The 26,165-nt window shown below is 55.7% G+C and carries 43 protein-coding genes and 1 other RNA gene; 34 read left to right on the top strand and 10 right to left on the bottom strand.

The window, feature by feature from the left end; all coding sequences use genetic code 11:
- The 29 genes from tuf to rplQ form a co-directional block, all read left to right on the top strand.
- The coding region (gene tuf, locus BMZ67_RS16140) for an elongation factor Tu (RefSeq protein WP_092025535.1) at positions 1-1,005 on the top strand (1,005 nt) is incomplete at its 5' end.
- Positions 1,006-1,203: 198 nt separating this feature from the next.
- Positions 1,204-1,515, top strand: a complete 312-nt coding sequence (rpsJ, locus tag BMZ67_RS16135; RefSeq protein WP_004580743.1) for a 30S ribosomal protein S10 — start codon at positions 1,204-1,206, stop codon at positions 1,513-1,515.
- Positions 1,516-1,591: 76 nt separating this feature from the next.
- Entirely contained in the window at positions 1,592-2,230 is a 639-nt protein-coding gene (gene rplC / locus BMZ67_RS16130) for a 50S ribosomal protein L3 (RefSeq protein ID WP_092025531.1), read from the top strand.
- Between the two features lie 11 nt (positions 2,231-2,241).
- Positions 2,242-2,847 (top strand): 50S ribosomal protein L4, encoded by a 606-nt coding sequence (rplD, locus tag BMZ67_RS16125; protein WP_092025528.1) that lies wholly within the window; start codon positions 2,242-2,244, stop codon positions 2,845-2,847.
- Positions 2,844-3,137, top strand: a complete 294-nt coding sequence (gene rplW / locus BMZ67_RS16120; RefSeq protein ID WP_092025525.1) for a 50S ribosomal protein L23 — start codon at positions 2,844-2,846, stop codon at positions 3,135-3,137. Before rplD ends, rplW begins: the two co-directional genes overlap by 4 nt.
- A gap of 17 nt (positions 3,138-3,154) precedes the next feature.
- Positions 3,155-3,982: a 50S ribosomal protein L2 gene (rplB, locus tag BMZ67_RS16115; RefSeq protein WP_092025522.1), complete on the top strand. Its 828-nt coding sequence runs from the start codon at positions 3,155-3,157 to the stop codon at positions 3,980-3,982.
- A gap of 23 nt (positions 3,983-4,005) precedes the next feature.
- Positions 4,006-4,281: a 30S ribosomal protein S19 gene (gene rpsS, locus BMZ67_RS16110; protein WP_058089997.1), complete on the top strand. Its 276-nt coding sequence runs from the start codon at positions 4,006-4,008 to the stop codon at positions 4,279-4,281.
- Positions 4,282-4,298: 17 nt separating this feature from the next.
- Entirely contained in the window at positions 4,299-4,631 is a 333-nt protein-coding gene (rplV, locus tag BMZ67_RS16105; RefSeq protein WP_091814941.1) for a 50S ribosomal protein L22, read from the top strand.
- A gap of 11 nt (positions 4,632-4,642) precedes the next feature.
- The gene (gene rpsC, locus BMZ67_RS16100; protein ID WP_092025519.1) at positions 4,643-5,326 is read left to right on the top strand and encodes a 30S ribosomal protein S3; all 684 of its coding nucleotides are present in this window, start codon (positions 4,643-4,645) and stop codon (positions 5,324-5,326) included.
- A 12-nt stretch (positions 5,327-5,338) separates the two neighbouring features.
- Positions 5,339-5,752, top strand: coding sequence for a 50S ribosomal protein L16 (rplP, locus tag BMZ67_RS16095; RefSeq protein WP_092025516.1), 414 nt, complete (start codon positions 5,339-5,341; stop codon positions 5,750-5,752).
- Positions 5,752-5,943, top strand: coding sequence for a 50S ribosomal protein L29 (rpmC, locus tag BMZ67_RS16090; RefSeq protein ID WP_092025512.1), 192 nt, complete (start codon positions 5,752-5,754; stop codon positions 5,941-5,943). The genes rplP and rpmC overlap by 1 nt, the downstream gene beginning before the upstream one ends.
- A gap of 1 nt (position 5,944) precedes the next feature.
- The gene (gene rpsQ, locus BMZ67_RS16085) at positions 5,945-6,211 is read left to right on the top strand and encodes a 30S ribosomal protein S17 (protein ID WP_092025510.1); all 267 of its coding nucleotides are present in this window, start codon (positions 5,945-5,947) and stop codon (positions 6,209-6,211) included.
- A gap of 18 nt (positions 6,212-6,229) precedes the next feature.
- The gene (rplN, locus tag BMZ67_RS16080; protein WP_091814959.1) at positions 6,230-6,598 is read left to right on the top strand and encodes a 50S ribosomal protein L14; all 369 of its coding nucleotides are present in this window, start codon (positions 6,230-6,232) and stop codon (positions 6,596-6,598) included.
- A gap of 16 nt (positions 6,599-6,614) precedes the next feature.
- On the top strand, positions 6,615-6,935 hold the full coding sequence (gene rplX, locus BMZ67_RS16075) for a 50S ribosomal protein L24 (RefSeq protein WP_091814963.1): 321 nt from the start codon (positions 6,615-6,617) through the stop codon (positions 6,933-6,935).
- A 15-nt stretch (positions 6,936-6,950) separates the two neighbouring features.
- Entirely contained in the window at positions 6,951-7,490 is a 540-nt protein-coding gene (rplE, locus tag BMZ67_RS16070; RefSeq protein WP_092025505.1) for a 50S ribosomal protein L5, read from the top strand.
- A gap of 12 nt (positions 7,491-7,502) precedes the next feature.
- On the top strand, positions 7,503-7,808 hold the full coding sequence (rpsN, locus tag BMZ67_RS16065; RefSeq protein WP_092025502.1) for a 30S ribosomal protein S14: 306 nt from the start codon (positions 7,503-7,505) through the stop codon (positions 7,806-7,808).
- Between the two features lie 90 nt (positions 7,809-7,898).
- Positions 7,899-8,291 carry a 30S ribosomal protein S8 gene (gene rpsH, locus BMZ67_RS16060; RefSeq protein ID WP_092025500.1) on the top strand — a complete coding sequence of 131 codons (393 nt, stop codon included), beginning with the start codon at positions 7,899-7,901 and terminating at the stop codon, positions 8,289-8,291.
- A gap of 12 nt (positions 8,292-8,303) precedes the next feature.
- Positions 8,304-8,837, top strand: a complete 534-nt coding sequence (rplF, locus tag BMZ67_RS16055) for a 50S ribosomal protein L6 (RefSeq protein WP_092025497.1) — start codon at positions 8,304-8,306, stop codon at positions 8,835-8,837.
- A 9-nt stretch (positions 8,838-8,846) separates the two neighbouring features.
- Positions 8,847-9,194, top strand: coding sequence for a 50S ribosomal protein L18 (gene rplR / locus BMZ67_RS16050; RefSeq protein WP_092025495.1), 348 nt, complete (start codon positions 8,847-8,849; stop codon positions 9,192-9,194).
- A 12-nt stretch (positions 9,195-9,206) separates the two neighbouring features.
- Complete coding sequence (rpsE, locus tag BMZ67_RS16045) at positions 9,207-9,707, top strand: 30S ribosomal protein S5 (protein WP_092025493.1); 501 nt, start codon at positions 9,207-9,209, stop codon at positions 9,705-9,707.
- Positions 9,708-9,711: 4 nt separating this feature from the next.
- Positions 9,712-9,900, top strand: a complete 189-nt coding sequence (gene rpmD, locus BMZ67_RS16040) for a 50S ribosomal protein L30 (protein WP_092025490.1) — start codon at positions 9,712-9,714, stop codon at positions 9,898-9,900.
- Between the two features lies 1 nt (position 9,901).
- The gene (gene rplO / locus BMZ67_RS16035; protein ID WP_092025487.1) at positions 9,902-10,336 is read left to right on the top strand and encodes a 50S ribosomal protein L15; all 435 of its coding nucleotides are present in this window, start codon (positions 9,902-9,904) and stop codon (positions 10,334-10,336) included.
- Between the two features lie 17 nt (positions 10,337-10,353).
- On the top strand, positions 10,354-11,676 hold the full coding sequence (gene secY / locus BMZ67_RS16030) for a preprotein translocase subunit SecY (RefSeq protein ID WP_092025484.1): 1,323 nt from the start codon (positions 10,354-10,356) through the stop codon (positions 11,674-11,676).
- A 30-nt stretch (positions 11,677-11,706) separates the two neighbouring features.
- Positions 11,707-11,820: a 50S ribosomal protein L36 gene (rpmJ, locus tag BMZ67_RS16025; protein WP_008174902.1), complete on the top strand. Its 114-nt coding sequence runs from the start codon at positions 11,707-11,709 to the stop codon at positions 11,818-11,820.
- Positions 11,821-11,959: 139 nt separating this feature from the next.
- Positions 11,960-12,316, top strand: a complete 357-nt coding sequence (gene rpsM / locus BMZ67_RS16020; protein WP_092025481.1) for a 30S ribosomal protein S13 — start codon at positions 11,960-11,962, stop codon at positions 12,314-12,316.
- Between the two features lie 13 nt (positions 12,317-12,329).
- Positions 12,330-12,719, top strand: coding sequence for a 30S ribosomal protein S11 (gene rpsK, locus BMZ67_RS16015; RefSeq protein WP_007153992.1), 390 nt, complete (start codon positions 12,330-12,332; stop codon positions 12,717-12,719).
- A gap of 18 nt (positions 12,720-12,737) precedes the next feature.
- Complete coding sequence (gene rpsD / locus BMZ67_RS16010; RefSeq protein ID WP_092025478.1) at positions 12,738-13,358, top strand: 30S ribosomal protein S4; 621 nt, start codon at positions 12,738-12,740, stop codon at positions 13,356-13,358.
- A gap of 35 nt (positions 13,359-13,393) precedes the next feature.
- Positions 13,394-14,398: a DNA-directed RNA polymerase subunit alpha gene (locus tag BMZ67_RS16005; protein WP_092025475.1), complete on the top strand. Its 1,005-nt coding sequence runs from the start codon at positions 13,394-13,396 to the stop codon at positions 14,396-14,398.
- A 35-nt stretch (positions 14,399-14,433) separates the two neighbouring features.
- A complete protein-coding gene (gene rplQ / locus BMZ67_RS16000) occupies positions 14,434-14,832 on the top strand; it encodes a 50S ribosomal protein L17 (protein ID WP_092025472.1) in 399 nt (132 codons plus the stop codon).
- Positions 14,833-14,937: 105 nt separating this feature from the next.
- Here the strand turns inward: rplQ and ppa are convergent, their stop codons facing one another.
- The 3 genes from ppa to rpiA all read right to left on the bottom strand — a co-directional run bounded on the left by ppa (position 14,938) and on the right by rpiA (position 17,481).
- Positions 14,938-15,465: an inorganic diphosphatase gene (ppa, locus tag BMZ67_RS15995; protein ID WP_092025470.1), complete on the bottom strand. Its 528-nt coding sequence runs from the start codon at positions 15,463-15,465 to the stop codon at positions 14,938-14,940.
- A gap of 111 nt (positions 15,466-15,576) precedes the next feature.
- Positions 15,577-16,716 (bottom strand): acyl-CoA dehydrogenase family protein, encoded by a 1,140-nt coding sequence (locus BMZ67_RS15990; RefSeq protein WP_092025467.1) that lies wholly within the window; start codon positions 16,714-16,716, stop codon positions 15,577-15,579.
- Positions 16,717-16,800: 84 nt separating this feature from the next.
- A complete protein-coding gene (gene rpiA, locus BMZ67_RS15985) occupies positions 16,801-17,481 on the bottom strand; it encodes a ribose-5-phosphate isomerase RpiA (protein ID WP_092025465.1) in 681 nt (226 codons plus the stop codon).
- A 173-nt stretch (positions 17,482-17,654) separates the two neighbouring features.
- On the opposite strand from rpiA, the gene ilvA reads away from it, so the two are divergent.
- Both ilvA and BMZ67_RS18620 read left to right on the top strand, forming a co-directional pair.
- On the top strand, positions 17,655-19,187 hold the full coding sequence (gene ilvA / locus BMZ67_RS15980) for a threonine ammonia-lyase, biosynthetic (RefSeq protein WP_092025462.1): 1,533 nt from the start codon (positions 17,655-17,657) through the stop codon (positions 19,185-19,187).
- Positions 19,188-19,340: 153 nt separating this feature from the next.
- On the top strand, positions 19,341-19,484 hold the full coding sequence (locus tag BMZ67_RS18620) for a hypothetical protein (RefSeq protein ID WP_175481950.1): 144 nt from the start codon (positions 19,341-19,343) through the stop codon (positions 19,482-19,484).
- 42 nt (positions 19,485-19,526) lie between these two features.
- Here BMZ67_RS18620 and BMZ67_RS15975 read toward each other — a convergent pair whose 3' ends face one another.
- The 6 genes from BMZ67_RS15975 to BMZ67_RS15950 form a co-directional block, all read right to left on the bottom strand.
- The gene (locus BMZ67_RS15975; RefSeq protein WP_092025459.1) at positions 19,527-20,156 is read right to left on the bottom strand and encodes a 5-formyltetrahydrofolate cyclo-ligase; all 630 of its coding nucleotides are present in this window, start codon (positions 20,154-20,156) and stop codon (positions 19,527-19,529) included.
- Positions 20,157-20,162: 6 nt separating this feature from the next.
- Positions 20,163-20,342, bottom strand: a non-coding RNA gene (gene ssrS / locus BMZ67_RS15970) — 6S RNA.
- A 54-nt stretch (positions 20,343-20,396) separates the two neighbouring features.
- A complete protein-coding gene (locus BMZ67_RS15965; protein ID WP_092025457.1) occupies positions 20,397-20,690 on the bottom strand; it encodes a cell division protein ZapA in 294 nt (97 codons plus the stop codon).
- Positions 20,690-20,896 carry a TIGR02449 family protein gene (locus tag BMZ67_RS15960; protein ID WP_092025455.1) on the bottom strand — a complete coding sequence of 69 codons (207 nt, stop codon included), beginning with the start codon at positions 20,894-20,896 and terminating at the stop codon, positions 20,690-20,692. The genes BMZ67_RS15965 and BMZ67_RS15960 overlap by 1 nt, the downstream gene beginning before the upstream one ends.
- Positions 20,897-20,970: 74 nt before the next feature.
- On the bottom strand, positions 20,971-22,245 hold the full coding sequence (locus BMZ67_RS15955; RefSeq protein WP_092025452.1) for an ABC transporter permease: 1,275 nt from the start codon (positions 22,243-22,245) through the stop codon (positions 20,971-20,973).
- Positions 22,242-22,955 carry an ATP-binding cassette domain-containing protein gene (locus BMZ67_RS15950; RefSeq protein ID WP_092025448.1) on the bottom strand — a complete coding sequence of 238 codons (714 nt, stop codon included), beginning with the start codon at positions 22,953-22,955 and terminating at the stop codon, positions 22,242-22,244. Before BMZ67_RS15950 ends, BMZ67_RS15955 begins: the two co-directional genes overlap by 4 nt.
- A gap of 59 nt (positions 22,956-23,014) precedes the next feature.
- On the opposite strand from BMZ67_RS15950, the gene BMZ67_RS15945 reads away from it, so the two are divergent.
- Positions 23,015-23,518 (top strand): DUF3299 domain-containing protein, encoded by a 504-nt coding sequence (locus tag BMZ67_RS15945; protein WP_342713594.1) that lies wholly within the window; start codon positions 23,015-23,017, stop codon positions 23,516-23,518.
- Here BMZ67_RS15945 and BMZ67_RS15940 read toward each other — a convergent pair.
- The gene (locus BMZ67_RS15940; RefSeq protein WP_092025442.1) at positions 23,515-24,060 is read right to left on the bottom strand and encodes a ZrgA family zinc uptake protein; all 546 of its coding nucleotides are present in this window, start codon (positions 24,058-24,060) and stop codon (positions 23,515-23,517) included. The two genes, BMZ67_RS15945 and BMZ67_RS15940, sit on opposite strands and share 4 nt — an antisense overlap.
- A 164-nt stretch (positions 24,061-24,224) precedes the next feature.
- Between BMZ67_RS15940 and BMZ67_RS15935 the strand changes: the two genes are divergently transcribed.
- Positions 24,225-24,815: a UPF0149 family protein gene (locus BMZ67_RS15935; RefSeq protein ID WP_092025439.1), complete on the top strand. Its 591-nt coding sequence runs from the start codon at positions 24,225-24,227 to the stop codon at positions 24,813-24,815.
- A gap of 29 nt (positions 24,816-24,844) precedes the next feature.
- Positions 24,845-26,164, top strand: coding sequence for a Xaa-Pro aminopeptidase (gene pepP, locus BMZ67_RS15930; protein WP_092025437.1), 1,320 nt, complete (start codon positions 24,845-24,847; stop codon positions 26,162-26,164).
- The last annotated feature ends 1 nt before the right edge of the window (position 26,165 follow it).

Below are 26,165 nucleotides of genomic sequence, written 5' to 3'. Positions count from 1 at the left end.
GCGACCTCTCACGTAGAGTACGATTCTCCGATTCGTCACTACGCCCACGTTGACTGCCCGGGCCACGCCGATTATGTGAAGAACATGATCACTGGTGCGGCTCAGATGGATGGCGCAATCCTGGTTTGTTCCGCAGCTGACGGTCCAATGCCGCAGACTCGCGAGCACATCCTGCTGTCTCGTCAGGTAGGTGTTCCTTACATCGTTGTGTTCCTGAACAAAGCGGACATGGTTGATGACGAGGAGCTGCTGGAGCTGGTTGAGATGGAAGTTCGTGACCTGCTGAGCACGTACGACTTCCCGGGTGACGACACTCCGATCATCACAGGTTCTGCCCTGATGGCTCTGGAAGGTCGTGACGACAACGAGATGGGTACTACCGCTGTTAAGAAGCTGGTAGAAGCTCTGGATGACTACATCCCTGAGCCGGAGCGTGCGATCGATCAGCCGTTCCTGATGCCGATCGAGGACGTATTCTCTATCTCTGGCCGTGGTACTGTTGTAACTGGTCGTGTAGAGCGCGGCATCGTACGTGTTGGTGACACTGTAGAGATCGTTGGTATTCGCGATACTCAGTCCACTACCTGTACTGGTGTTGAGATGTTCCGTAAGCTGCTCGACGAAGGTCGTGCGGGTGAGAACGTAGGTGTTCTGCTGCGTGGTACCAAGCGTGACGACGTTGAGCGTGGTCAGGTTCTGTGTGTACCGGGCTCCATCAAGCCGCACACCCGCTTCGAGTGCGAAGTTTACGTACTGAGCAAAGAAGAAGGTGGTCGTCATACCCCGTTCTTCAAAGGCTACCGTCCTCAGTTCTACTTCCGGACCACTGACGTGACCGGTTCTTGTGAACTGCCGGAAGGTGTTGAAATGGTAATGCCGGGTGATAACGTCAAGATGGACGTTACCCTGATCGCTCCGATCGCGATGGAAGAAGGTCTGCGCTTCGCCATCCGTGAAGGTGGTCGTACCGTTGGTGCCGGCGTTGTCTCCAAAATCGTAGAGTAATTAACGACTCTTTCGAATTTGGAAGGGGGGCTGCCAACGCAGCCCCCTTTTTCTATCCCGGAAAACCTGGAAGAGTGTCCCGGCTGGTTGATCTGCGTTTGTACGTAGCTTGACATAGTTGGGTATTCTGCATACAATGCGGCTCCTTTTTTTGAAGGTCGGCTAAAAGTAGCTGCTACGAGTGGAGTTTGGTGCATCATGCAAAGCCAAAAAATCAGAATCCGGTTGAAGGCGTTTGATTATCGCCTCATCGACCAGTCAACGCAGGAGATCGTCGATACCGCTAAGCGTACCGGCGCCCAAGTGCGTGGACCCATCCCTCTGCCGACGCGGAAGGAAAAGTACACTGTTCTGATCTCACCGCACGTCAATAAAGATGCGCGTGATCAGTACGAGATTCGTACTCATAAGCGTTTGCTCGACATCGTTGAGCCGACGGAGAAGACAGTAGATGCTTTGATGAAGTTGGACCTGGCAGCAGGTGTAGACGTTCAGATCAGCCTCGGCTAATACCTTCGGGTATTGCTCTGTGTAACTGTCATAAGGCCATAGAGGGTGCAAGCCCCGTACACTATAGAGGTGAAACATGGCAATTGGTGTTGTCGGTCGTAAGGCCGGTATGACCCGTATTTTTACGGAAGATGGGCAGTCTGTGCCCGTAACGGTAATTGAGGTTGAACCTAACCGCATTACCCAACTCAAGACTCTCGAAAGCGACGGCTACCGTGCGGTTCAGGTGACTGTGGGTGTGCGTCGTTCCTCTCGCGTAACCAAGGCGGAAGCGGGTCACTTCGCGAAGGCTGGCGTTGAAGCTGGTCGTGGCGTGTGGGAATTCCGTCTCGCTGAAGGTGAAGGTGAAGATCTGGCAGCTGGCGGTGAAATCAACGCGAGCATCTTCGAAGATGGCCAGATGGTTGATGCTACCGGTCGTTCCAAGGGTAAAGGTTTCCAGGGTGGCGTAAAGCGCTGGAACTTCTCCATGCAGGACGCGACTCACGGTAACTCGCTGTCTCACCGTGCTCCCGGTTCTATTGGTCAGAACCAGACCCCGGGTCGGGTTTTCAAAGGCAAGAAGATGGCTGGCCAGATGGGTAATGCTCAGGTGACTGCGCAGAACCTTCAGGTTGTCCGTGTCGATGCCGAGCGCAACTTGCTGTTGATCCGTGGTGCTGTTCCTGGTGCTACCGGCGGCGACGTTGTCATCAAGCCTGCAGTTAAAGCCTGAGGAGCGGTGCGATGGAATTAACTATTACTGGTAGCGGCAAGGGGATCTCGGTTTCCGACGCTGCGTTTGCCAAAGATTTTAACGAGGATCTGGTTCATCAGGTTGTGACTGCCTATCTGGCAGGCGGCCGTCAGGGTACTCGTGCTCAGAAAACTCGTTCAGAAGTCCGTGGTGGTGGTAAGAAGCCGTGGCGTCAAAAGGGTACTGGTCGTGCCCGTGCTGGTACTATTCGCAGCCCGCTGTGGCGTTCCGGTGGTACCACGTTTGCTGCCAAGCCTCAGAACTACGAGCAGAAAGTTAACCGCAAGATGTACCGTGCGGCGCTGCGCTCCATTTTCTCTGAGCTGGTTCGTCAGGAACGCCTGGTTGTTGTTGACGACCTGGCAGTTGAGACTCCCAAGACCAAGGCGTTCACTGCCAAGCTGAAGGATCTGGGTGTTAACAATGGCCTGATCCTGGCCGAAAGCGTTGAACAGAACCTGCATCTGGCTGCTCGCAACATCCCTCACGTGGAAGTTCGCGACGTAGCGGGTCTCGACCCGGTTAGCCTGGTGGCGTTTGATAAGGTTGTGGTCACCGTTCCGGCTCTGAAGAAGATCGAGGAGATGCTGGGATGAATCAGGAACGTATTTACAAGGTCCTGCTTGGGCCGCACGTATCAGAAAAAGCGTCAATGGCGGCAGAGCGTGGCCAGGTTGTGTTTCGTGTAGCTCCTGATGCTACCAAGCCTGAGATCAAAAAAGCCGTTGAGCAGCTGTTCAACGTAACCGTCGAAGGTGTTCAGGTTCTGAACCGTAAAGGTAAGCTCAAGCGTACCGTCCGCGGATTCGGCAAGCGTAATGACATTCGTAAGGCTTATGTAAAGCTTGCCGAAGGTCAGGACATCGATTTTCTGGATGTGGAATAAGGTAAAGGGGTCGTAATATGCCGATCGTCAAAACCAAACCAACATCTGCTGGCCGCCGTCACGTTGTAAAGATCTACAACCCGGACCTGTACAAAGGGCGCCCTTACGAGCCGTTGGTAGAATCGCAAAGCAAGTCGGGTGGTCGTAACCACTTTGGTCGCATCACCACCCGTCATATCGGTGGGGGCCATAAAAAGCACTACCGTGTAATTGACTTCAAACGGACCAAAGATGGTATCCCGGCGACAATTGAGCGCCTGGAATACGATCCGAACCGTTCTGCGCACATTGCGCTCCTGAAGTACGCCGATGGCGAGCGTCGTTACATCATCGCTCCCAAAGGTGTCAGTGTTGGAGATCAAGTGCGTTCCGGCGTCGACGCGCCGATTAAGGTGGGTAGCACTCTGCCAATCCGGAACATTCCGGTTGGTTCTGTGATCCACTGCGTCGAACTCAAGCCTGGCAAAGGTGCTCAGCTGGCTCGCTCTGCGGGCGCATCCGTACAGCTGGTTGCTCGGGAAGGGGCGTATGCCACCCTCCGCCTGCGTTCAGGTGAAATGCGTAAGGTGCTTGTTGACTGTCGTGCAACGTTGGGTGAAGTGTCCAACAGCGAACACAGCCTCAAGCAGCTTGGTAAAGCGGGTGCATCACGTTGGCGCGGCAAACGGCCAACAGTACGTGGTGTTGCTATGAACCCAGTTGACCACCCGCATGGTGGTGGTGAAGGGCGTACCTCTGGTGGACGTCACCCTGTTACTCCTTGGGGTGTTCCGACCAAAGGGCATAAGACTCGTAAGAACAAGCGTACTGACAAGATGATAGTACGTCGTCGTTCGGCCAAGTAAACGACTACATAGAGGTAAATGCTGTGCCACGTTCTTTGAAGAAAGGTCCTTTTATAGACCTGCATCTGTTGAAGAAGGTCGAGGCAGCTCTGGAAGCTAACGACAAGCGGCCGATCAAAACCTGGTCCCGCCGGTCAACAATCTTCCCGGAGATGGTAGGCCTGACCATTGCAGTCCATAACGGCAAGCAACATGTACCGGTTTATGTCACCGAAGATATGGTGGGTCATAAGCTGGGTGAGTTCGCGGCAACGCGGACTTACCGTGGTCATGCAGCCGACAAGAAAGCTAAACGCTGATCGCGAGGGGAATAGAAATGGAAGTAGCCGCTAAGTACAAGGGCGCTCGCCTCTCTGCTCAGAAAGCACGTCTTGTCGCTGACCAGGTACGAGGCAAGGCTGTTGAGGATGCCCTTAATATTCTGACTTTCAGCCCAAAGAAGGCAGCTGCAATCATCAAGAAAGCTCTTGAGTCTGCAATTGCTAACGCTGAGCATAACGAAGGTCTGGACGTAGATGATTTGCGGGTTTCCACCATCATGGTGGACGAAGGTCCGACGCTCAAGCGAATCAAAGCTCGAGCAAAAGGGCGCGCTGATCGTATTTTCAAGCGCACCTGCCATATCACCGTCAAGGTCGCCGACAAGTAGGAGATGCTCAGATGGGTCATAAAGTAAATCCAAACGGCATTCGCCTGGGTGTGATCAAAGAGCACAACTCAGTCTGGTATGCCGAGAAAAAGGAATACGCTAAAAACCTGCTGAACGATATTCAGGTTCGCGAATTCCTCGACAAGCGTCTTGAAAAGGCGTCTGTCAGCAAGATTGTGATCGAGCGCCCTGCTCAGAATGCCCGTATCACGATCCATACTGCCCGTCCCGGTATTGTTATCGGTAAGAAGGGTGAAGATGTTGACCGTCTGCGTCGTGAAGTTAGCGACATGATGGGTGTGCCTGTGCACATCAACATCGAAGAGGTCCGTAAGCCGGATCTGGATGCCCGCCTGGTTGCCCAGAACGTTGCTGGTCAGCTCGAGCGTCGTGTGATGTTCCGTCGTGCCATGAAGCGCGCGGTACAGAACGCCATGCGTCAAGGTGCCAAAGGTATCAAGATTCAGGTAGGTGGACGTCTTGGGGGTGCTGAAATCGCACGTTCCGAGTGGTACCGCGAAGGCCGCGTTCCTCTGCACACACTGCGTGCAGACATTGATTACGCGACCTACGAAGCGCACACCACTTACGGCGTTATCGGCGTAAAGGTATGGATCTTCAAGGGTGAGATTCTCGGCGGTATGGACCAGGTCCGTGCTGACAAGAATGCCTCTCGCAAGAAGGCTTCTAAGTAAAGGGGCACTCGTATGCTGCAGCCAAAACGAACTAAATTTCGTAAGGTAATGAAAGGCCGTAACACCGGTCTCGCTCAGCGCGGTAACAAGGTGAGCTTCGGTGAATACGGATTGAAAGCGACCAGCCGTGGCCGTATAACAGCACGTCAAATTGAGGCGGCTCGTCGGACCATGACTCGTCGCATCAAGCGGGGCGGAAAAATCTGGATTCGGGTTTTCCCGGACAAGCCGATTACTGGCAAGCCGCTTGAAGTACGTATGGGTAAAGGTAAGGGTTCTGTCGAGTACTGGGTGGCTGAGATTCAGCCCGGCAAGATGCTGTACGAGATGGAAGGTGTTGCCGAGGAAGTTGCGCGTGAGGCCTTTACTCTGGCCGCTGCCAAGCTGCCCGTGTCAACCACCTTTGTAACGAGGACGGTGATGTGATGAAAGCAACAGAGCTGCGTGACAAATCAGTCGAGGAGCTGAAAAACGAGCTGATCGACCTGCTGAAAGAGCAGTTCAACCTGCGTATGCGCAAGGCGACAGGTCAGCTGAATCAGTCTCATCTTCTCCGCAAGGTGAAGCGTGACATCGCTCGCGTCAAAACAGTTTTGAACGAAAAGGCAGGACAGTGACATGACCGAAGCTACCAATACTGCCAGAACTCTGAGCGGCAAGGTCGTGAGCAACAAGATGGAAAAGTCCATCGTGGTTCTGGTTGAGCGTCGGGTTAAACACCCTCTGTACGGTAAGTACGTGAAGCGCTCTACCAAGATTCACGCACACGATGAGAGCAACCAGTGCAATATCGGTGACATCGTTACCATCCAGGAAACCCGTCCGGTCTCTAAGACCAAGAGTTGGGCCCTGGTTGAAGTCACCGAGAAAGCATCCAAGGTGTAAGGCGCCCGGAGAACAACCATGATTCAGACTCAAACAATGCTTGAAGTCGCGGACAACAGTGGTGCACGTCAAGTGCAGTGCATCAAGGTCCTGGGCGGTTCTCACCGGCGTTACGCCAGCGTAGGGGACATCATCAAGGTGACCGTTAAGGAAGCCATCCCTCGCGGTAAGGTGAAGAAAGGCCAGGTCCTGAATGCTGTCGTAGTGCGTACCCGTAAAGGTGTACGTCGTCCCGACGGTTCGCTGATCCGTTTCGACGGAAACGCGGCTGTACTTCTGAACAATCAGGACGCGCCCATTGGTACCCGTATCTTCGGACCGGTTACCCGTGAACTGCGTAATGAGAAGTTCATGAAAATTATTTCACTGGCACCCGAAGTACTGTAAGGACTAGAGGCCGGTTATGAAAAAGATCAAACGAGATGACGAAGTAATCGTCACCACGGGCAAAGATAAGGGCAAACGTGGTAAAGTCCTGAAAGTTCAGGACGATGGCCGTCTGGTGGTTTCTGGGATCAACATGATCAAGAAGCACACCAAGCCTAACCCGATGCTTGGCACCCCTGGTGGCATCGTCGAAAAAGAAGCACCTATCCAGGCTTCCAACGTGGCTATTTTTAATCCGCAGACCGGCAAAGCCGATCGCGTAGGCTTCCAGATTAAGGAAGACGGCGCCAAAGTGCGGATCTTCAAGTCCACGCAAGAAGCTGTCGATAACCAGTAAGCGGTGGTGGTTACGATGCTTAACATGAAAGAGCAGTACACTAAGGAAGTGGTACCCGCCCTGCAGAAAGAGTTCGGTTACAAGAACGTGATGCAGGTGCCGCGTATCGAGAAAATCACCCTGAACATGGGTGTTGGCGAAGCGGTAGGTGACAAGAAGCTGATCGAGAACGCGGTTGCGGATCTCGAGGCCCTGGCGGGTCAAAAGGTTGTTGTCACCAAGGCTCGTAAATCCGTAGCGGGCTTCAAAATCCGTGAAGGTTGGCCTATCGGCTGTAAAGTGACGCTGCGCGGCGAGCGCATGTGGGACTTCTTCGACCGCCTGGTTCACATCGCGATTCCTCGCGTTCGTGACTTCCGTGGTCTGAACCCCAAGTCATTTGACGGTCGCGGTAACTACAGCATGGGTGTGCGTGAGCAGATCATCTTCCCGGAAATCGAGTACGACAAAGTCGACAAGATCCGTGGTCTGGACATCACCATCACCACCTCTGCGGGTACCGATGATGAAGGTCGTGAACTGCTGAAAGCTTTTGGCTTTCCGTTCAAAAAATAAGGAATCCGTGTAATGGCTAAGGTTTCCATGAAAAACCGCGAGCTCAAGCGCGAAAAGACCGTTGCGAAGTTTGCAGCGAAGCGTGCTGAGCTCAAGGCAATTATCAAGAACCCGAACACCAGCGAAGAAGACCGTTGGGATGCGCAAATGAAGCTGCAGCAGCTGCCTCGTGATGCCAGTCCTTCTCGTCTCCGTAACCGGTGCCAGGTTACTGGTCGTCCTCACGGCGTTCTGCGCAAGTTCCAGCTGTCACGTATCAAGTTGCGTGAAGCTGGTATGCGCGGCGACGTGCCGGGTCTGACCAAGTCAAGCTGGTAAGGTAGGCGCCTTCCCGCAAGGTGAAGGTGCCCGTTGGTAAGCGGTGCGGCAAGCCGCTGCACAACTAAAAAGATCAGGAGCCTCATACCAATGAGTATGCAAGATACGCTTGCGGATATGATCACTCGTATCCGTAACGCACAGATGGCACAGAAGGCCGATGTGGTCATGCCATCTTCCAAAGTTAAGGTCTCCGTAGCTCAAGTCCTGAAGGACGAAGGCTACGTAGAAGATTTTTCTGTCACAGCTGACGCCAAGCCTGAGCTGACCATTACCCTGAAGTACTTCGGTGGCAAGCCAGTCATCGAAGAGATTCAGCGGGTTAGCCGTCCGAGTCTGCGCCAGTACAAAGGTGCCGGGGACCTGCCGAAGGTTGCCGGCGGTCTGGGTATCGCCATCGTGTCAACGTCCAAGGGCGTTATGACCGACCGCGCCGCACGTGCTGCTGGCGTTGGTGGCGAAGTCATCTGCACCGTATTCTAAAGGGAGAATTACATGTCCAGGGTTGCCAATAATCCTGTCGTGCTGCCTTCCGGTGTTGAGGTGAAGCTGAACGGACAGGAAATCAATGTGAAGGGCTCTAAAGGAGCGCTTCAATTTAACGTACATCAGGCTGTTGAAGTTACGCAGGAAGAGAACACTCTGCGCTTCGCGGCTCGTGATGGCGCCAAGCAGTCCCGCGCTCTCGCAGGTACAACCCGTGCACTGGTTAACAACATGGTTACCGGCGTATCTGCGGGCTTCGAGCGTAAACTCCAGCTTGTGGGCGTTGGTTATCGTGCCCAGGCGCAGGGCAACAAGCTCAATCTGACACTGGGTTTCTCTCACCCGGTTGCCTATGAGCTGCCCCAGGGGGTCACCGCAGAAACTCCGTCCCAGACGGAAGTTGTTATCCGCGGGATCGACAAGCAACAGGTTGGCCAGGTCGCTGCGGAAATCCGCGCTTACCGTCCGCCCGAGCCTTACAAGGGTAAAGGTGTGCGTTATGCGGATGAGCAGGTACGACGCAAAGAAGCCAAGAAGAAATAAGGCGGGACTATGAGCGCGAATATCGAAAGACTGCGTCGTGCACGTAAAGTGCGCATGAAAATTCGTGAGCTGGGTGCCAACCGTCTGAGTGTACATCGTACACCTCGGCACATGTACGCCCAGGTCACTACTGCGGATGGCAGCAAGGTTCTGGCCTCTGCTTCCACTCTTGACAAAGAACTGCGTCAAGGCACTACGGGTAACGTAGACGCCGCCAAGAAGGTTGGTCAGCTGATTGCTGAGCGTGCCAAGGCGGCCGGTGTAGAAACTGTTGCCTTTGACCGTTCCGGTTACCGTTATCACGGTCGTGTCCAGGCGCTTGCCGACGCGGCTCGTGAAGCTGGCTTGAAATTCTAAGAGGTGGAGAAGATGAGCGTTAACGAACAGAAGGCGCCTGAGCTCCAGGAAAAGCTGGTTCAGGTCAACCGTGTTGCCAAAGTGGTAAAAGGTGGTCGTATCTTTGCTTTCACCGCACTTACCGTTGTTGGTGATGGCAAAGGTCGTGTAGGTTTCGGTCGTGGCAAGGCGCGTGAAGTGCCGGTTGCGATCCAGAAGGCTATGGAAGCTGCACGTAAGAATATGGTGGATGTTGCTCTTGATGGCACCACCCTGCAGTATCCGGTTAAGGCCGTTCACGGCGGTTCCAAGGTGTACATGCAGCCGGCTTCCGAGGGTACTGGTATCATCGCCGGTGGCGCGATGCGTGCAGTACTGGAAGTGGCAGGTGTTCAGAACGTACTGTCCAAGTGTTACGGGTCTACCAATCCGGTCAACGTGGTACGTTCCACCATTAAGGGTCTCCAGGCAATGAAAGCGCCTGAAGATATCGCAGCTAAGCGCGGCAAGACCGTGGAAGACATTCTGGGTTGAAGTCATGGCGAATGCTAAAAAAATCAAGGTTACACTGACCCGCAGCCCAATCAGCTGCCAGCCTAAGCACAAACTGTGCGTTAAGGGCTTGGGTCTGCGCAAAATCGGTCATACCGTTGAAGTGGAAGATACCCCTTCCGTTCGTGGCATGATCAACAAGGTGAACTACCTGGTTCGGGTGGAGGAGAACTAAGATGCGTTTGAACGAACTTAGTCCGGAACCCGGTTCACGCCCAGACGCCAAGCGCGTCGGTCGCGGTATCGGTAGCGGTCTCGGAAAAACCGGTGGTCGTGGTCACAAAGGTCTGAAATCCCGTTCCGGCGGCAGTGTTGCTCCTGGATTCGAGGGTGGTCAGCAGCCTTTGGCCCGTCGTCTGCCGAAGTTTGGTTTCACTTCCCGTCAGCAGCGTTACGTTGCTGAGATTCGCCTGAACGAACTGGCGAAGGTCGAAGGCGACGTGGTTGACCTGGCGGCACTGAAAAAGGCCGACATCATTCGTGAAGAAATTCGCGAAGCGAAGGTTATCCTGTCCGGCGAACTGAGCCGTCCGGTGACCGTCAAGGGTCTGAAAGTGACCAAAGGCGCTCGTGAGGCAATTACTGCCGCGGGCGGAAAAGTCGAAGACTAAGGCGAGTCGAGGACTAAATGGCCAAGACAGCATCATTGCCTGCCGGCGCGGGAAAAGGACTTGCAGAGCTGCGATCGCGGCTTTGGTTCGTATTTCTGGCACTTCTGGTGTACCGGATCGGTGCCCATATCCCGGTGCCGGGAATCAACCCAGACCGGCTGGCGGCACTGTTTGATCAGAATCAGGGAACCATCCTGAGCCTGTTCAACATGTTTTCCGGTGGTGCACTTGAGCGAATGAGTATCTTCGCACTGGGGATCATGCCGTACATCTCCGCTTCGATCATCATGCAGCTCATGACTGCGGTTAGCCCGCAGCTTGAGCAGCTGAAGAAGGAAGGGGAAGCTGGACGGCGTAAGATCAGCCAATACACCCGCTACGGCACCGTGTTGTTGGCGTTGGTCCAGGGCTTGGGTATTTCGGTTGGCCTCGCATCTCAGGGCGTCACCTTCAACGATAGCTTCAGCTTCCACTTTGTGGCGGTTGTTTCCTTCGTGAGTGGCGCCGTGTTCATGATGTGGCTGGGAGAGCAGATCACCGAGCGTGGCGTGGGCAATGGCATTTCGCTGCTGATCTTCGCTGGTATCGTCGCTGGTCTTCCAGGAGCCATAGGTCAGACACTTGAGCAGGCTCGCAACGGCGAGATGAGTTTGCTGGTTGTATTGGCAATCGGCGTATTTGCCATCGCTGTTGTCGGTTTTGTGGTGTTCATGGAGCGTGGTCAGCGTCGCTTGACGATCAACTACGCCAAACGCCAGCAGGGCCGTCGGGTGTTCGCGCAGCAGTCCAGTCACTTGCCCCTCAAGGTGAACATGGCGGGGGTTATTCCTCCCATTTTTGCCTCATCCATCCTGTTGTTCCCGGCGTCGCTGGGGCAATGGTTCGGTCAGGGCGAGGGTATGGAATGGCTGGGTGATATCTCACAGGCCTTGGCACCGAGCCAGCCTCTCTATATCATCCTGTTCGCTGCCGCCGTCGTGTTCTTCTGCTTCTTCTATACGGCGTTGATGTATAACCCGAAGGAAGTTGCGGATAACCTGAAACGTTCCGGTGCGTTTATTCCAGGGATTCGTCCTGGAGACCAGACCGCCAAATACATCGATGGTGTGCTGACCCGTCTCACACTGTTCGGTGCAATGTACATCACAGCGGTGTCGCTGTTCCCTCAGTTCCTGATGGTATGGGGTAATATCCCGTTCTATCTGGGTGGGACTTCGCTGTTGATTGTTGTAGTCGTTGTGATGGACTTTATGGCTCAGGTTCAGTCTCACCTGATGTCACATCAGTATGAATCACTGATGAAGAAATCCAACCTCAAGGGCTATGGTCGGAACGGCTAATGCCGTTCCCGTTGATAACTGGAGTCGACAATGAAAGTACGCGCTTCGGTAAAGAAAATTTGCCGTAACTGCAAAGTAATTCGTCGCAATGGCTCAGTTCGAGTCATCTGCTCGGAACCTCGTCACAAGCAGCGCCAGGGTTGATTCGAAAGAATCGAAACTGACGACGCAAAGGGTGATGGAATGATAGCGCTTGATCTTTTTATGGTCAGGCGCTATTATTTCGCGCCCTTTTTGTGGCGGAAAATTCACACAGCAAAGCTTTGAACGCGGAGTAATTTGGATGGCACGTATAGCCGGTGTCAATATACCCGACAACAAACATGCTGTTATCTCACTGACTTACATCTTTGGAGTCGGTCGGACAACAGCCCAAAAGCTTTGCGACGCAACCGGTGTTAAGCCGGACGTCAAGGTCAAAGACCTTACCGACGAGCAACTTGAAGCACTTCGTACCGAAGTGGGCAAGGAAACCGTTGAAGGCGATCTGCGTCGTGAAGTTCAGATGAACATTAAGCGTTTGAAGGATCTCGGCTGCTTCCGTGGTCTGCGTCACCGTCATGGGCTTCCTGTCCGTGGCCAGCGCACCAAGACCAACGCTCGCACCCGTAAAGGTCCTCGCAAACCTATTCGTAAGTAACAGGTAGGCAATCATGGCAAAGCCAGGTACACGTACCCGTAAAAAGGTGAAAAAGACGGTTGTTGATGGCGTCGCGCACATCCACGCGTCCTTCAACAACACCATCGTGACCATTTCTGATCGTCAGGGCAATGTCCTGTCCTGGGCTACCTCCGGTGGCTCTGGTTTCCGCGGGTCACGTAAGAGTACACCTTTTGCTGCGCAGGTAGCAGCTGAAAGAGCCGGTAACGCGGCTGCTGAATACGGCCTTAAAAACCTGGATGTAGAGGTTAAGGGTCCTGGGCCCGGACGTGAATCTGCAGTTCGCGCGCTGAACGCGTGTGGCTACAAGATCACAAACATCACTGATGTGACGCCGATTCCACACAACGGTTGTCGTCCGCCCAAAAAGCGCCGCGTCTAACACAGGAGACAGTGAAAAATGGCTCGTTATATAGGCCCGAAGTGCAAGCTGTCTCGTCGTGAAGGGACAGATCTTTTTCTGAAGAGCGGTGCTCGCGCACTCGACTCCAAGTGCAACATCGAAACTCCTCCAGGTATGCATGGCGCTCGTCGTGGCCGCCTGTCCGAGTACGGTGTTCAGTTGCGTGAAAAGCAGAAGGTTCGTCGTATTTACGGCGTTCTGGAGAAGCAATTCCGCAACTACTACGCTGAGGCTGCCCGCCTGAAGGGTGCAACCGGTGAAAACCTGCTGCAACTTCTGGAAGGTCGTCTGGATAACGTGGTTTATCGCATGGGCTTTGGTTCTACCCGTGCAGAATCCCGTCAGCTCGTTTCTCACAAAGCCATTCTGGTCAACGACAAGGTAGTGAACATTCCGTCCTACCAGGTCAAGCCGGGTGACGTTGTGAGCGTTCGCGAAAAGGCCAAGAATCAGCTGCGCGTTAAAGGCGCTCTGGATCTGGCATCTTCCCGTGCGCCAGTGGGCTGGGTAGAGGTCGACGCCAGCAAGATGTCAGGCGTTTACAAATCAGTACCTGAGCGTACTGAATTGCCGGCCGACATCAACGAGAACCTCATCGTCGAGCTTTACTCTAAGTAAGGCCCGGTTAGCAACGAGAGCAGATAGGGGCGTCTATGCAGCGTTCAGTACATGAGTTATTGACACCTCGTACCATTGACGTAAAGGAATCGAGCAGCACTCGTGCCAAGGTGACTCTGGAGCCGCTGGAAAGGGGTTTTGGTCATACCTTGGGTAGTGCTCTGCGCCGGATACTTTTGTCCTCAATGCCGGGTTGCGCGATTACCGAAGCGCAGATCGACGGTGTTCTGCATGAGTACAGCGCAATCGAAGGTGTCCAGGAAGATGTCATTGAGATTCTTCTAAATCTCAAAGGTGTCGCAGTCAAGATGGCCGACCGTGACGAAGTTGAGCTCACGCTCAGCAAGAAAGGTCCGGGCATTGTCACTGCTGGCGATATCAAACTGGATCATAATGTTGAGATCGCGAACCCTGACCATGTCATTTGCCACCTGAGCAACAACGGTGAAATGAACATGCGTCTGAAGGTGGTTCGCGGCCGCGGTTACGAGGCAGCTGATCAACGCGGTCTGGACGAAGACGAGACACGTGCAATCGGGCGCCTGCAGTTGGACGCGACGTACAGCCCGGTCCGTCGGGTTGCCTATGCGGTCGAAAGTGCCCGTGTTGAGCAGCGTACGGACTTGGACAAGCTGGTTATTGATCTGGAGACCAATGGTACTATCGATCCGGAAGAAGCAATTCGCCGGGCCGCGACCATCCTCCAGCAGCAACTGGCGGTATTCGTAGATTTCGATCATGAGAAAGAGCCTGAGCGCGTAGAAGAAGAGGAAGAAATTGATCCGATTCTGTTGCGTCCGGTTGATGATCTGGAATTGACGGTGCGTTCAGCTAACTGCTTGAAGGCAGAGAACATTTACTACATCGGCGATCTCATTCAGCGGACGGAAGTCGAACTGCTGAAGACGCCTAACCTGGGTAAAAAGTCGCTGACCGAAATCAAAGACGTGCTCGCTTCTCGCGGTCTGTCTTTGGGTATGCGTCTTGATAACTGGCCGCCGGCGAGCCTTCGTGGCGACGACCGGGTTCTGGGCGGTTAATCGCCGAATTGGTAGTTTAAGAAGGAATCAGAGCAATGCGTCATCGTAAGAGTGGTCGTAAGTTCAACAGGACCAGTGCGCATCGCAAAGCCATGTTCCGTAACATGGCCGCGTCACTGGTTGAGCACGAGCTGATCAAAACGACGCTCCCGAAAGCGAAAGAACTTCGCCGGGTAGCTGAGCCGTTGATCACGCTTTCTAAAAATGATTCGGTAGCAAATCGTCGTCTGGCGTTCTCTCGCCTGCGTAACGATGCTGCGGTAGCCAAGCTGTTTGAAGAGCTGGGTCCCCGTTATTCCGAGCGCCCGGGTGGTTACCTGCGCATCCTGAAGTGCGGTTTCCGTGCTGGCGACAATGCTCCTATGGCATTTGTTGAGCTGGTCGGCCGTCCTCTGGATATCGAAGCCGAGGAAGTGGACGGCGACGAGGAGTAAGCTCCTTTAGCAGTCCAAAAAAAAGCCGGTAACCTTGGTTACCGGCTTTTTTGTGCCTGGGATTTGCCTGGCCAACGGCTAGCGTTGGCACAGGAAAAGGCGGTGTTAGCCTTTGTAGGCAGCTACAGAGTCTTCAATCGCCTTGCGTGCCGCAGCAGCGTTGTCCCAGCCCTGGACTTTAACCCACTTGCCGGATTCCAGGGTTTTGTAGTTTTCGAAGAAGTGCTGAATCTGGTCACGGAGCAGCTGGGGCAGGTCCTCGATATCCTGAACGTTGGAGTAGGACTTGGTCAGCTTGTCGTGAGGAACGGCAACCAGTTTGGCGTCTCCACCGGCCTCATCTTCCATGTTGAGGATGCCGACCGGGCGGCAGCGGATAACCGAGCCCGCCTGCACTGGGTAGGGTGTTACAACCAGGACATCCAGAGGGTCGCCATCGTCGGCCAGGGTGTGAGGAATAAAGCCGTAGTTGGCCGGGTAGAACATGGGGGCGGCCATGAAACGGTCGACCAACAGGGCGCCCATGTCCTTGTCCAGTTCATATTTGACCGGAGAGCTGTTAGCCGGAATTTCAATGGCTACATAGATATCTTCGGGCGGATTCTTGCCGGCGGGGATGTGATCAAAGTTCATAATGGATCCTTGCGTGGATGTCCGTTTAACAGCGGGTTAAAAGTGGCGCAATTATACGTGTATCCGGTATATATCGAAACTAAACCATCGTAGGCATTAGGGGCCTTGGGGCTATAGTTTCATCTGCTTCGCAATGAGTTCCTTCATGATCTCATCGGTCCCACCGCCGATGGACAAGATCTTGGCGTCTCGGTACAGGCGCTCAACCACCGACTCCCGCATGTAGCCCATACCCCCATGGAGTTGTACCGCTTCACGGGTGACGAATTCGCAGACTTCGACTGCGAAGTTCTTGGCCATCGCTACTTCTTTGATGGGATTCTTTCCGGCCTGCATCAGCGCGGCGCAGCGATAGGCATACTCCCGGGCCACGTCGATCCGGGTCGCCATATCGACCAGCTTGTGGCGCGTTACCTGGAACCTGTCAATGGGACGCCCAAAGGCTTCTCGCTGATGGGAGTAGTTCAGGCTTTCCTCCAGGGCCATCTGGGCGGTCATATACGCCATGATGGTCAACATCAGCCGCTCCTGAAGGAAGTTGCTCATGATCGCGATGAACCCGGCATTTTCCGCTCCAATCAGGTTTTCCACCGGAACTCGGCAATCTTCAAAGAACAGCTCGGCGGTATCGCTGGCCCACCAGCCCATTTTTTTAAGCTTCTGTCCCCGGGTGAACCCGGGTGTGTTGCGGTCGATCAACAGTAGGCTGATGCCTCCGTGACCCTCTCCGCCAGTGCGAACGGCCACGGTATAGTAATCAGCACGATGCCCGCTGGTGATGAAGGTCTTGCTACCGTTCACAATGTAGTGGTCGCCGTCCCGCACGGCTCGTGTCTTGATTGCGGCGACATCGGAGCCACCGTTGGGCTCGGTGATGGCCAGAGCCGAGATCTTTTCCCCTTTTAGGACTTGGGGGACGATCCCGTCACGAATGGCGGGCTGGGCCCACTTCGCGACGGGTGGCAGGCCAATGTCGAGGGAGCCTAGGCTGGCGACGAACCCACCGGAGGTGGATCGCATCAGCTCTTCTGAAACTGCGACCTTGAGGAAGGTGTCGCCGGTCCCGCTGCCGCCAAGTGCCTCTGGGAAGCCGATACCCAGGAGGCCCGCTTCACCGGCGAGCCGGTAAATGTCCTTGGGGAACTCGCCGGCTTCCTCCCAGTCGTTGATATGGGGTCGGACGTGAGTGTTGATGAACTTGCGAACGGTTTGACGGACGTGTTCGTGGGTTTCATTGAAATAGTTGGTCACGACAAGCTGCCCTCTGTAGGTGGTCCAGAGGGCAGTTTGGCGAAGTTTTTTGTGCCAAGCAAGCGCTTGGTTTGTTTTTTGGGGTCAATTTCCAGGGCGGGGAATGCTCTGTACGCCGCTGGCTGTTCCGAGCAGCAGCAGGTCTGCCGGGCGGCGAGCAAACAGGCCGTTGGTGACAACGCCAACAATCTGGTTCAACGCTTCCTCAATATGAATCGGGCGGGAGATGTCGAGGTTGTGGACGTCGATGATGATGTTGCCATTATCGGTGGTGACACCTTCACGATAGACCGGGTCACCTCCCAGTTTCACGATCTCCCGTCCGACATGGCTTCGGGCCATGGGGATAACTTCCACAGGCAGTGGGAAGTTGCCGAGCACCCCAACCATTTTTGATTCGTCGGCGATGCAGATGAACGTCTTGGCGACCGCCGCAACGATTTTTTCCCGGGTCAGGGCAGCACCGCCACCTTTGATCAGTTCCAGGCGCTCATTGGCTTCGTCGGCGCCATCAACGTAGAACTCAAGGGTACCTGCGCTGTTGAGATCGTATACCGGGATGCCGTGGCCCTTGAGCCGCTGTGCCGTCGCCTCAGAGCTTGCCACCGTGCCTTCGAACTCGGTTTTGATGTCAGCCAGCATATCGATAAAAAAGTTGGCGGTACTGCCGGTGCCGACGCCAATGATGCTGTCGCTGGAGAGGCGCGGGCGAATGTAGTCCAAAGCGGCTTTGGCGACGGCCTGTTTGAGTTGATCCTGGTTCATGTCGGGCTCCGGGGCAGAATTCGGTCAGGGAAGACAATAATGTTGGGCTATTATATCGATCCCCCCGTTCCGGTTATAGACGACACCCCGCCAAACTTTCTACACTGTGAGTTTTTCTCGGCCAGGCCGGCTTGTCTCGCTGAGGTTGGCAGCCCCGCAATGGAACCCAAATTATGTTGCAACGCTACATCAAGAAAATCCTGGATGCCCGTGTCTATGACGTGGCCATCGAAACGCCACTGACGGAAGCCCGTAACCTGTCCAAGCGGTTCGATAACCAGATTATGCTGAAGCGTGAAGACCTGCAGCCGGTGTTCTCATTCAAGCTGCGGGGCGCGTACAACCGGATTGCTCAACTGTCGGAGGAGCAGAAGTCCCGTGGTGTCATTTGTGCCTCGGCCGGGAATCATGCTCAGGGCGTCGCGTTGGCCGCGAAGAAGCTAGGGATCAAGGCCGTTATCGTCATGCCTCAGACCACGCCGGATATCAAGGTGCGCTCGGTACGCAGCCATGGCGCCAAAGTCGTCCTCAAAGGGGATGCTTACGATGAAGCGGCTGCCCACGCCGCCGAGCTGGTCGAAAAGCAGGGGCTGACCTACCTGCACCCGTTTGACGATCCGGACGTGATTGCCGGTCAGGGCACGGTGGCTATGGAGCTGATGTGGCAGTTTACCCAGCCCCTGCACGCGGTGTTCATCCCGGTGGGCGGCGGTGGCCTGGTGGCCGGAATGGCGGCCTACATCAAGTACCTGCGTCCCGAAATTCGGGTAATTGGGGTGGAGCCGGAAGATTCCAACTGTTTGCAGGCGGCGATGGCCGCTGGTGAGCGAGTGGTGCTGAATGAGGTGGGGATCTTCGCTGACGGGGTGGCGGTCAAGCAGATTGGCGAGCACCCCTGGGAGATCTGTAAAGACTTGGTTGACGAAGTCATCACGGTGTCAACCGATGAGATCTGTGCGGCGATCAAGGATGTTTTCGACGACACCCGCTCCATTGCCGAGCCCGCTGGCGCGCTCTCGGTGGCGGGAATCAAGAAGTACATCGAGCGGGAGCAAATTGAAGGGGAAAATCTGGTGGGCGTGCTCAGCGGCGCGAACATGAACTTCGACCGTCTTCGCTACATCTCCGAGCGCACGGAGATTGGTGAAAAGCGTGAAGCCATTCTTGCTGTCACCATTCCCGAGCAGCCGGGCGCCTTCAAGACATTCATCAATGCGCTGCATAAACGCAGCATTACGGAATTCAACTACCGCTACGGTGATGTTTCCGAAGCCCGGATTTTTGTCGGCATCCAGATCCAGCATGGTGGTCTGGGTCGTGAGGAACTGGTTCAGGAGTTGCGGGAGAGCGGGTATGGGGTGGTTGACCTGACCGACAGTGATTTGGCGAAACAGCACATCCGCTATATGGTCGGTGGCCATGCTCCGGGCGTGGGTAACGAGCGGGTGTTCCAGTTTGAGTTTCCCGAGCGCCCGGGGGCGCTGCTCAAGTTCCTGATGTCACTGGGAACGCGCTGGAACATATCGATGTTCCATTATCGCAACCACGGCGCTGCCTATAGTCGGGTTCTCATGGCGGCCCAGGTAGAGGAGAAGGACCTGGCGGCATTTCATGCGATGCTGGACAAGGTCGGCTTCCGTTATAAGGATGTTACCGATAATGATGCCTATCGTTTGTTCTTGGGAGCAGGAAATAGCGCCAGCTAGCCTGGCGTTTTTTGGTCTCGTTAACAAATTGTAATCTGTCATAAATTGTAAATTGCAAGATGCGTGATAACCTTCCAGCTGATTGTTCAATAAGCTAACTAGCCAATTGATTTAAAATAGATTGGCTGGTGAATCAACCGGAGAGCACGCATCATGCATCGCAAGCCTGACATTATTCGGGCCATTGTTCTGATTTTTGCGATCGGTCTTGCTGTTACCGGATTTACCTCGCTTCAGGCGTCGGAAAATGATCGCCGTGCTAGCAATGAGCCGATTCCGGCCCCCCTTCTTCGCTAAACCCTTTTTCTTTTCCGTACCTTGCCAGATTTACCCGGCACGTCAGGCCAGATCGTAACGTCGCTGCTCGGTAACGATGCCTTGTAGGGGGATGTCCCAGGGCTCAATTGGCAAGCGCGTTACGCGCTGTACTTCGTGGGCCAGGCCAAGGAGCTTGGGCGCCAGTCGTGGCGTTTGGCGCACAAACGCGAATGTGCGGTCATAGAACCCTCCACCCATGCCCAGGCGCCCGCCTTCCAGGTCGAACCCCACCAATGGAAACAGTACCGCATCAAGCGCCCAGGCCGGACGATACCGGTTACCGTTAAAAAGCGGCTCCGGGATGCCGAAACGGTTGCGTTTGAGGCGGGTTGCTTCATTAAAGGGCACAAAGGTCATGTGGCCACTGCGAAAGGGGTGCAGCACCGGCAGGTAGAAGTGGATGCCCCGGCGGCGGGCAGCACTGACATAGGTCGCAGGATCAATTTCACCGTCATTGGCCAGGTAGATGGCTATGTGGCGGGCTCGATAGAGCGACGGATGTGCCAGCAGGTGTTTGGCAACCTTTTCCGCGGCTTGGGTTTGCTGAGCGGGTGTCAGGGACTGACGGCGGCGCCTGAGTGTCTTGCGGATGTCGCTGCGTGAAGATTGTTCGGGGTGTGGGTCAAACGGGGAGGTGAGCGGCGTAGGCATTAAAAAAAGCTTCCCAGGTTGCCGTTATCGGATGTGGCCCTTGAACCCAAGGTTCAAGGTTGGTGGCCGCTGTGGCAGATTAGGCTTTCCCCCGCGGGGGACATGCTCACAATGCCCTAGAGTGGCCACCTGGGTATTGCGCATCGGCTCGAGGACGTATCCGACCGGCGAACAACCCAGGAAGTTGGCCTATTATAGAGCGATCACCGGGGGGGAATGCAAACCCGATTCCGTGTTGCGTTAACTGTCGGCGTCGCCGAGTGCGGCACCGAGCTTGTCGCTCATGGTTTTGAGGAGATCCGAGGCGGCGTCGGACATGGTGTCCTGATGAAGCATGTCATGGGTAATGTTCAGCGCCGCCATCACGGCAATGCGTTCGGTGCCAAACACCTTGCCACTGGTACGGATCTCCCGCATTTTCTTGTCCAGATGGCTGGCCGCATCCATGAGTGCTTTCTGCTGATTGGCCGGACAGGCAACCAGGTATTCCTTATCGAGGATTTTAACCTCAAGCGTCGTTGGCTGTTCCGGCATCAGTGCTGCTCCAGAGCCCGGAGGCGTCCAATCATGGCTTCAATCTTGTTCTTGGCAAGATCGTTCTTCTGGATTAACTGGGCACGCTCCCGTTGCCAGTCATCCTGCAGCTCGCGCATGGCTGCATTATCACGCTCCAGTTTTTTACAGCGTTCAATCAGTCTGTCCAGCTTGTCCGCCAATGCCTGCAGTTCGGACTGTTCCATGGTACGTCCAGTTACGTTAACAGTGAATGGATAACTATATGTGTGGACTGTAACCCGGTCAATTTACAGGGATGTTATTCAGTGGACGTTGTCCCGAATTGAGTTTCGCGACTGCGCCACCAGGCCCTTAGCGCGGGCAAAATTCCCACCAGCAGGGCCGCAGCAGGAACGCCTGCCAGTATGCTCCACTCGGTGGTATCGAGGGGGCGAACCCCGATGGCGAGGCCGAATTGCTGTAGCAGCCAGTCGCTGCTGGCGGCAATCGAGGCATAGATGATGACCAGGGCGCAGCCGCTGGCCAGCAAAGCGAGTAGCAGGCACTCCAGCAAGTAAAGCGAGGCGATCAGCGAGGGTGAAGCTCCCGCCGCCCGCAGTATCGCGACTTCCTGCTTGCGATGGACCTGGAGCGTCAGCAGCACGGTGGCCAGCCCAATCAGGCTAGTGACCACAACAAAACCGGTAATTCCGAGCAGCGTCTTCTCAAATTGTCCTAGCAGTCGCCATAACTCACTGAGGGCCACACCGGGAAGAATGGCGGTCAGAGGTTCCTCCGGCGACTGGTTAAGCTGACGCTGCAGCCGAAACGTCATCATGCGGTTCTTGAGTCCGACCAGTGTTGCCGTCAGGGAGTCTGGGGCAAGGTTCATGGTTTCGAGCTGGGCGGCGGAGGGAGTTCGTCCCGGCAAGGGCACCCCCGCTTCCCAGCCGACGTGGATGGCCTCAAGGCCTGGCAGGCTGACATACACCGCGCGGTCAATGGGGGTTCCTGTCGCCGCCAGGACGCCGCTAACCCGAAAAGGGGTCTGGTTGTGGTTGACGAAACTGACGCGACCGCCGCCGTGGGCCAGCACGATGTCGTCCCCGGGTTGGTGGGCCATGGCGCGGGCGACCTCTGCACCGAGTACCACATCAAACAGTTGGGTAAACCATTGACCGGCAGCCAGTTCCAGTGACTGGCCATTGCCGAACTGAACATAAGCGAGGAAATTGTCGTCGGTGCCCACGACGCGGTAGCCCTGATAGCTGTCTCCGAGGGACAGGGGCACGGTCCAGGCCACCAGCGGGTCTTGTTTCAGTGACTGATAGCTGCTCCAACGAATGTTGTTGGTGGCATCGCCAAGATGAAACACCGAGTACAGCAGAAGGTTCAGCTGGCCGCTGCGGGCACCCACAATCAGGTCGGTGTTGGCGATGGTGTTGGTGAACGACTGCCGGACCTCCGTGCGCAGGTACTGGATGCCCAGAAGCAGCATGACACTGAGGGTCAGGGTGATGGTTACCAGGGCCAGGATGCCACGGCGGTGCCAGAGGCTGGCGGAAGACAGTCGCAAGGCGGCGCTCAGGTTCATGGGAGTTCTTCCAGGCTGAGTTCGTGGTCGAAGCAGGGAGCTAGGGCTTCGTCATGGCTGACCAGTAACACGGAGGCCTGGCGTTTGCGGGCCTGGGTCAATAACAGGTCGACAAAGCGGTCCCGGTTAGTGGCGTCGAGCGCTGATGTCGGCTCATCAGCCAGGATCAGGGCAGGGTTGCCCATCAGTGCCCTGGCGGCCGCTACCCGCTGCTGCTGGCCAAGACTCAGGCGGGTGATGGGCAACTGCCAGTGGGATTCAGGGATGGCCAGCGCTGTGAGCAGTTCCCTGGCTTCGTCGGCAGGGCTCGGGTGTGCCTGGTTGCGCCTTGTTTTGGACAAGGTGCAGGGCAGCAAGGTGTTTTGCAGTGTGTTCAGATAGGGAACCAGATTCAGTTGCTGGAAGATGACGCCCATATGATCTGCGCGCAGCCGGTCCCGTTGGCGCCTGGAAAGGATGCTGGCCGCTTGCCCCAGAATGTGAAACTCGCCGGCCTGCAATGACGAAAGGCCACTGAGGAGACTGAGCAGTGTGCTTTTTCCGCTGCCGCTGGGGCCGCGAAGGAAGAGACTCTCGCCCTGGGGCAGTCGGATATCCGGAAAGGTTAGCGCTGAAGCCTGCGCGGGCCAGCGAAATCCAAGGTTACGGCTGATAATGGCATAACCGGACTCCGGTCGATGGATGCCGTGAAATGTTGGGGCTCTACTCATATCGCGGTTCCAGGCGCTGGTGTATGATGCCGTGGCATTGTCTTACGAGGGCTCTTATTGTGAAAGTTAAAAAAATCAGACCCTTGAGCGGGTTCCTGCTCTGGCTGATGCTGGTAACGCCGGCCTTTGCTGAACTGACGGAAATCGACTGGCTTGAACTGATGCCCGCCAGTGATCTGGCGTTGCTGGAGAGCCTGCCCGAAATTGGCCATGACGGCGATGAGGCGGTGACCCTGCCGGATGAAATCATGACTGGCCGGGTCGTGCCGGAAATGTCCGGTGTCAGCGGAAAAATCGCGGGCTTTATTGTGCCCCTCAAAACCACTCAGGATATGGCCATTCTGGAGTTTTTCCTGGTGCCTTACTACGGCGCCTGTATCCACGTGCCACCACCACCTCCCAATCAAATCATCCATGTCACCTATCCGTCCGGTTTTCGTATTGATGCGTTGTACGAGCCGGTCTGGGTCAGTGGAACGATCGAGATCCAGCGGGTTGAGCACGACATAGGGACCGCTGCCTATGTCATCCAGGCTGATTCGATCGAGTTGTACTCTAACTAGGGTGTCACCCGGAAACTACGATCACGTGAAGTTAACCGACTGGCGCCTTGGCCCTGAGGGCTGATCCACTCCACATCAAGCTGCTGCATGTGCTCGAACTGCTCGGTCAGGGGGGAGGTCCAGACCCCATCATCGGGCTGGTCGTTGCAGCTGATTTGTTGGGTGACCTCAACGTCGAAGTGCCCGAGGTCGGAGGCTGAGTGGTGTTCCGAGTGTTCGTGATCGTCTTCGTTCAGCCCCGTTGCAACGTCCGCTGACTGGACCTCGCAAACGATGCCGTTGCCTGTGAGCAGGGGCGTCGTTGTTAGCCACTCCGTGGCCTGGTTAAGCTGGTGATGTTCATCAGCGGTAACTGGCCGGTGTTCGAAACCCAACAGGTTGTGAGCCGGCGAGTCCAGCAGCACGGACAGGGTTGGGCCTTCCATGACCACCTGAAGTGTGGCGTGGCCGTGTTGGTGGGCGGCCGGGTTGTCCGCTGCGAATGCCGGTAGTGTGGCAAGGGGGAGAATGTAGTAAAGCGGTGATGGGCGGCTTAAACGCATTATTCGTCCTCGAAATCGTTATGTTATAACGTTTATATCGGCTTTGCCCCTGCGAGGTCAAGGTGCGCCTGGTTGCCTGCTCGCGGCTATCGTGTCGATGCCTTCGGACACAGTGAGTGCTAGGATAGGGGGCTGACCCATTCACGACAGGAATCCCGAGCGGTATGTCTGATTCTGACGCGAGTCACCGTCAACAAGACGGATTTGAACAGTGGGCCAATGTGTTCACCGAGCATAAGGCCTTTAGCCACCCATCTGAACTTCATGGTGCCCTGTGCGGTCGTCTGGCCGCGGGTAACCGCCTCGAAAGCCGGGACTGGCAGGTGCTGGTCTGTGAGCATATGGGTTTGCCTGAAACCGCAACCGAGGAGTCTGAGACGCTGGTGGCGTTTATCGGCCAAGCCTACGCGGATACCCTAGCCGGGCTCCAGGCGGCGGATATGAGCTTCCAGCCGCTACTGCCCGATGACGACTACTCCCTGGATCAGCGCCTGCAAGCTTTGTCAGCCTGGATTCGTGGCTTCCTGGAAGGTATGGCACTGGTTGCTGGTGCCTCCCTCGGTTCTGCGCCGGAGGAAATCCGCGAGCTGATCGAGGATCTGGTGGCCATCAGTCAGGTCTCCGAGGCCGAGGACGACAGCGACGAAAGTGAGCAGCAGTTGACCGAGATCACCGAATACGTGCGTTTGGGGGCATTGGCGGTATTTACCGAATACAATGCCCCTGAACCCCGTGAATCGAAGACATTGCATTAACTCCTGTATAACCGGTGGAACCCTTCTTTATGGCATCAATTATCCCCGTCAAAGAGTTTGCTGAACGCCGCAAGAAACTGATGGAGCGGATGGCACCGGATAGCATCGCCATTGTTCCGGCTGCACCGGAGCGGGTCCGTAACCGGGATGTGCTGCACCCCTTCCGCCAGGACAGCGACTTTCACTACCTGACTGGGTTTGATGAGCCAGAGGCGGTTCTGGTGGTGATTCCCGGGCGGGAGCACGGCGAGTCGGTGATGTTTTGCAAGGAACGTGACCCGGCAAAGGAACTGTGGGATGGGTTCCTGGCAGGGCCGGAAGGCGCGATCGAGCGCTACGGGATGGATGATGCTTTCCCCATTGCCGATATTGACGACATCCTGCCGGGCATGATCGAAGGTCGCAGCCGGGTTTACTACCCCCTGGGTAAGGACCACAGTTTCGATGCTCAGGTTATGGATTGGGTGAAAACCATCGGCAGCAAGGTGCGCTCTGGCGCCCAGCCTCCGGGTGAATTTGTGTCCCTGGAACACCACCTCCATGACCTCCGGCTCTACAAAAGTGCCAACGAAATCAAAGTCATGGCCAAAGCCGGAGAGATCAGTGCCGAGGCTCATTGCCGGGCCATGAAGCGAGCCCGGGCCGGGGAGTTCGAGTACAACCTCGAAGCGGAGCTGGTTCACACCTTCATGGACCACGGTGCCCGTTCAACGGCCTACCCCTCCATCGTGGGGGCCGGGGCTAACGGATGCATCCTGCACTACATCGAGAACCGCGATGAACTGAAAGACGGTGACTTGGTGTTGATCGACGCGGGCTGCGAGCTGGAGTGCTATGCCTCCGACATCACCCGTACCTTCCCGGTCAGTGGCAAGTTCAGTGAGGACCAGAAGGCCCTCTATGAAGTAGTGCTAGCGGCCCAGTATGCGGCGATTGACGCGGTACGGCCTGGCAATCACTGGAATCACCCCCACGAGGCCGCTCTTGAGGTGCTGTGTCGAGGCCTGATTGATCTGGGGCTGCTGGCGGGCAGCCTGGAGGAGGTGTTGGAGAAAGAGGCCTACAAGCCATTCTTTATGCACCGGACCGGCCACTGGTTGGGGCTCGATGTGCATGATGTTGGTGACTACAAGGTGGGGGATGCTTGGCGGGAACTTGAGCCGGGCATGGTGCTGACAGTTGAGCCCGGCCTGTATGTCGCACCCGGCAACACCGATGTGGACCCTCGCTGGCGGGGGATTGGCATCCGTATCGAGGATGACGTGGTCGTTACCCGGGACGGTTGCCAGGTACTGACTGACGGCGTTCCGAAAACCGTCGATGGCATTGAAGCGCTGATGGCAAGCTGAT

Origin of the sequence: Marinobacter zhejiangensis (assembly GCF_900114775.1) — a bacterium.
Classification (GTDB): domain Bacteria; phylum Pseudomonadota; class Gammaproteobacteria; order Pseudomonadales; family Oleiphilaceae; genus Marinobacter; species Marinobacter zhejiangensis.
Note: the sequence above shows the minus strand (reverse complement) of the source record. Positions and strands in the feature narration are given on the sequence as shown.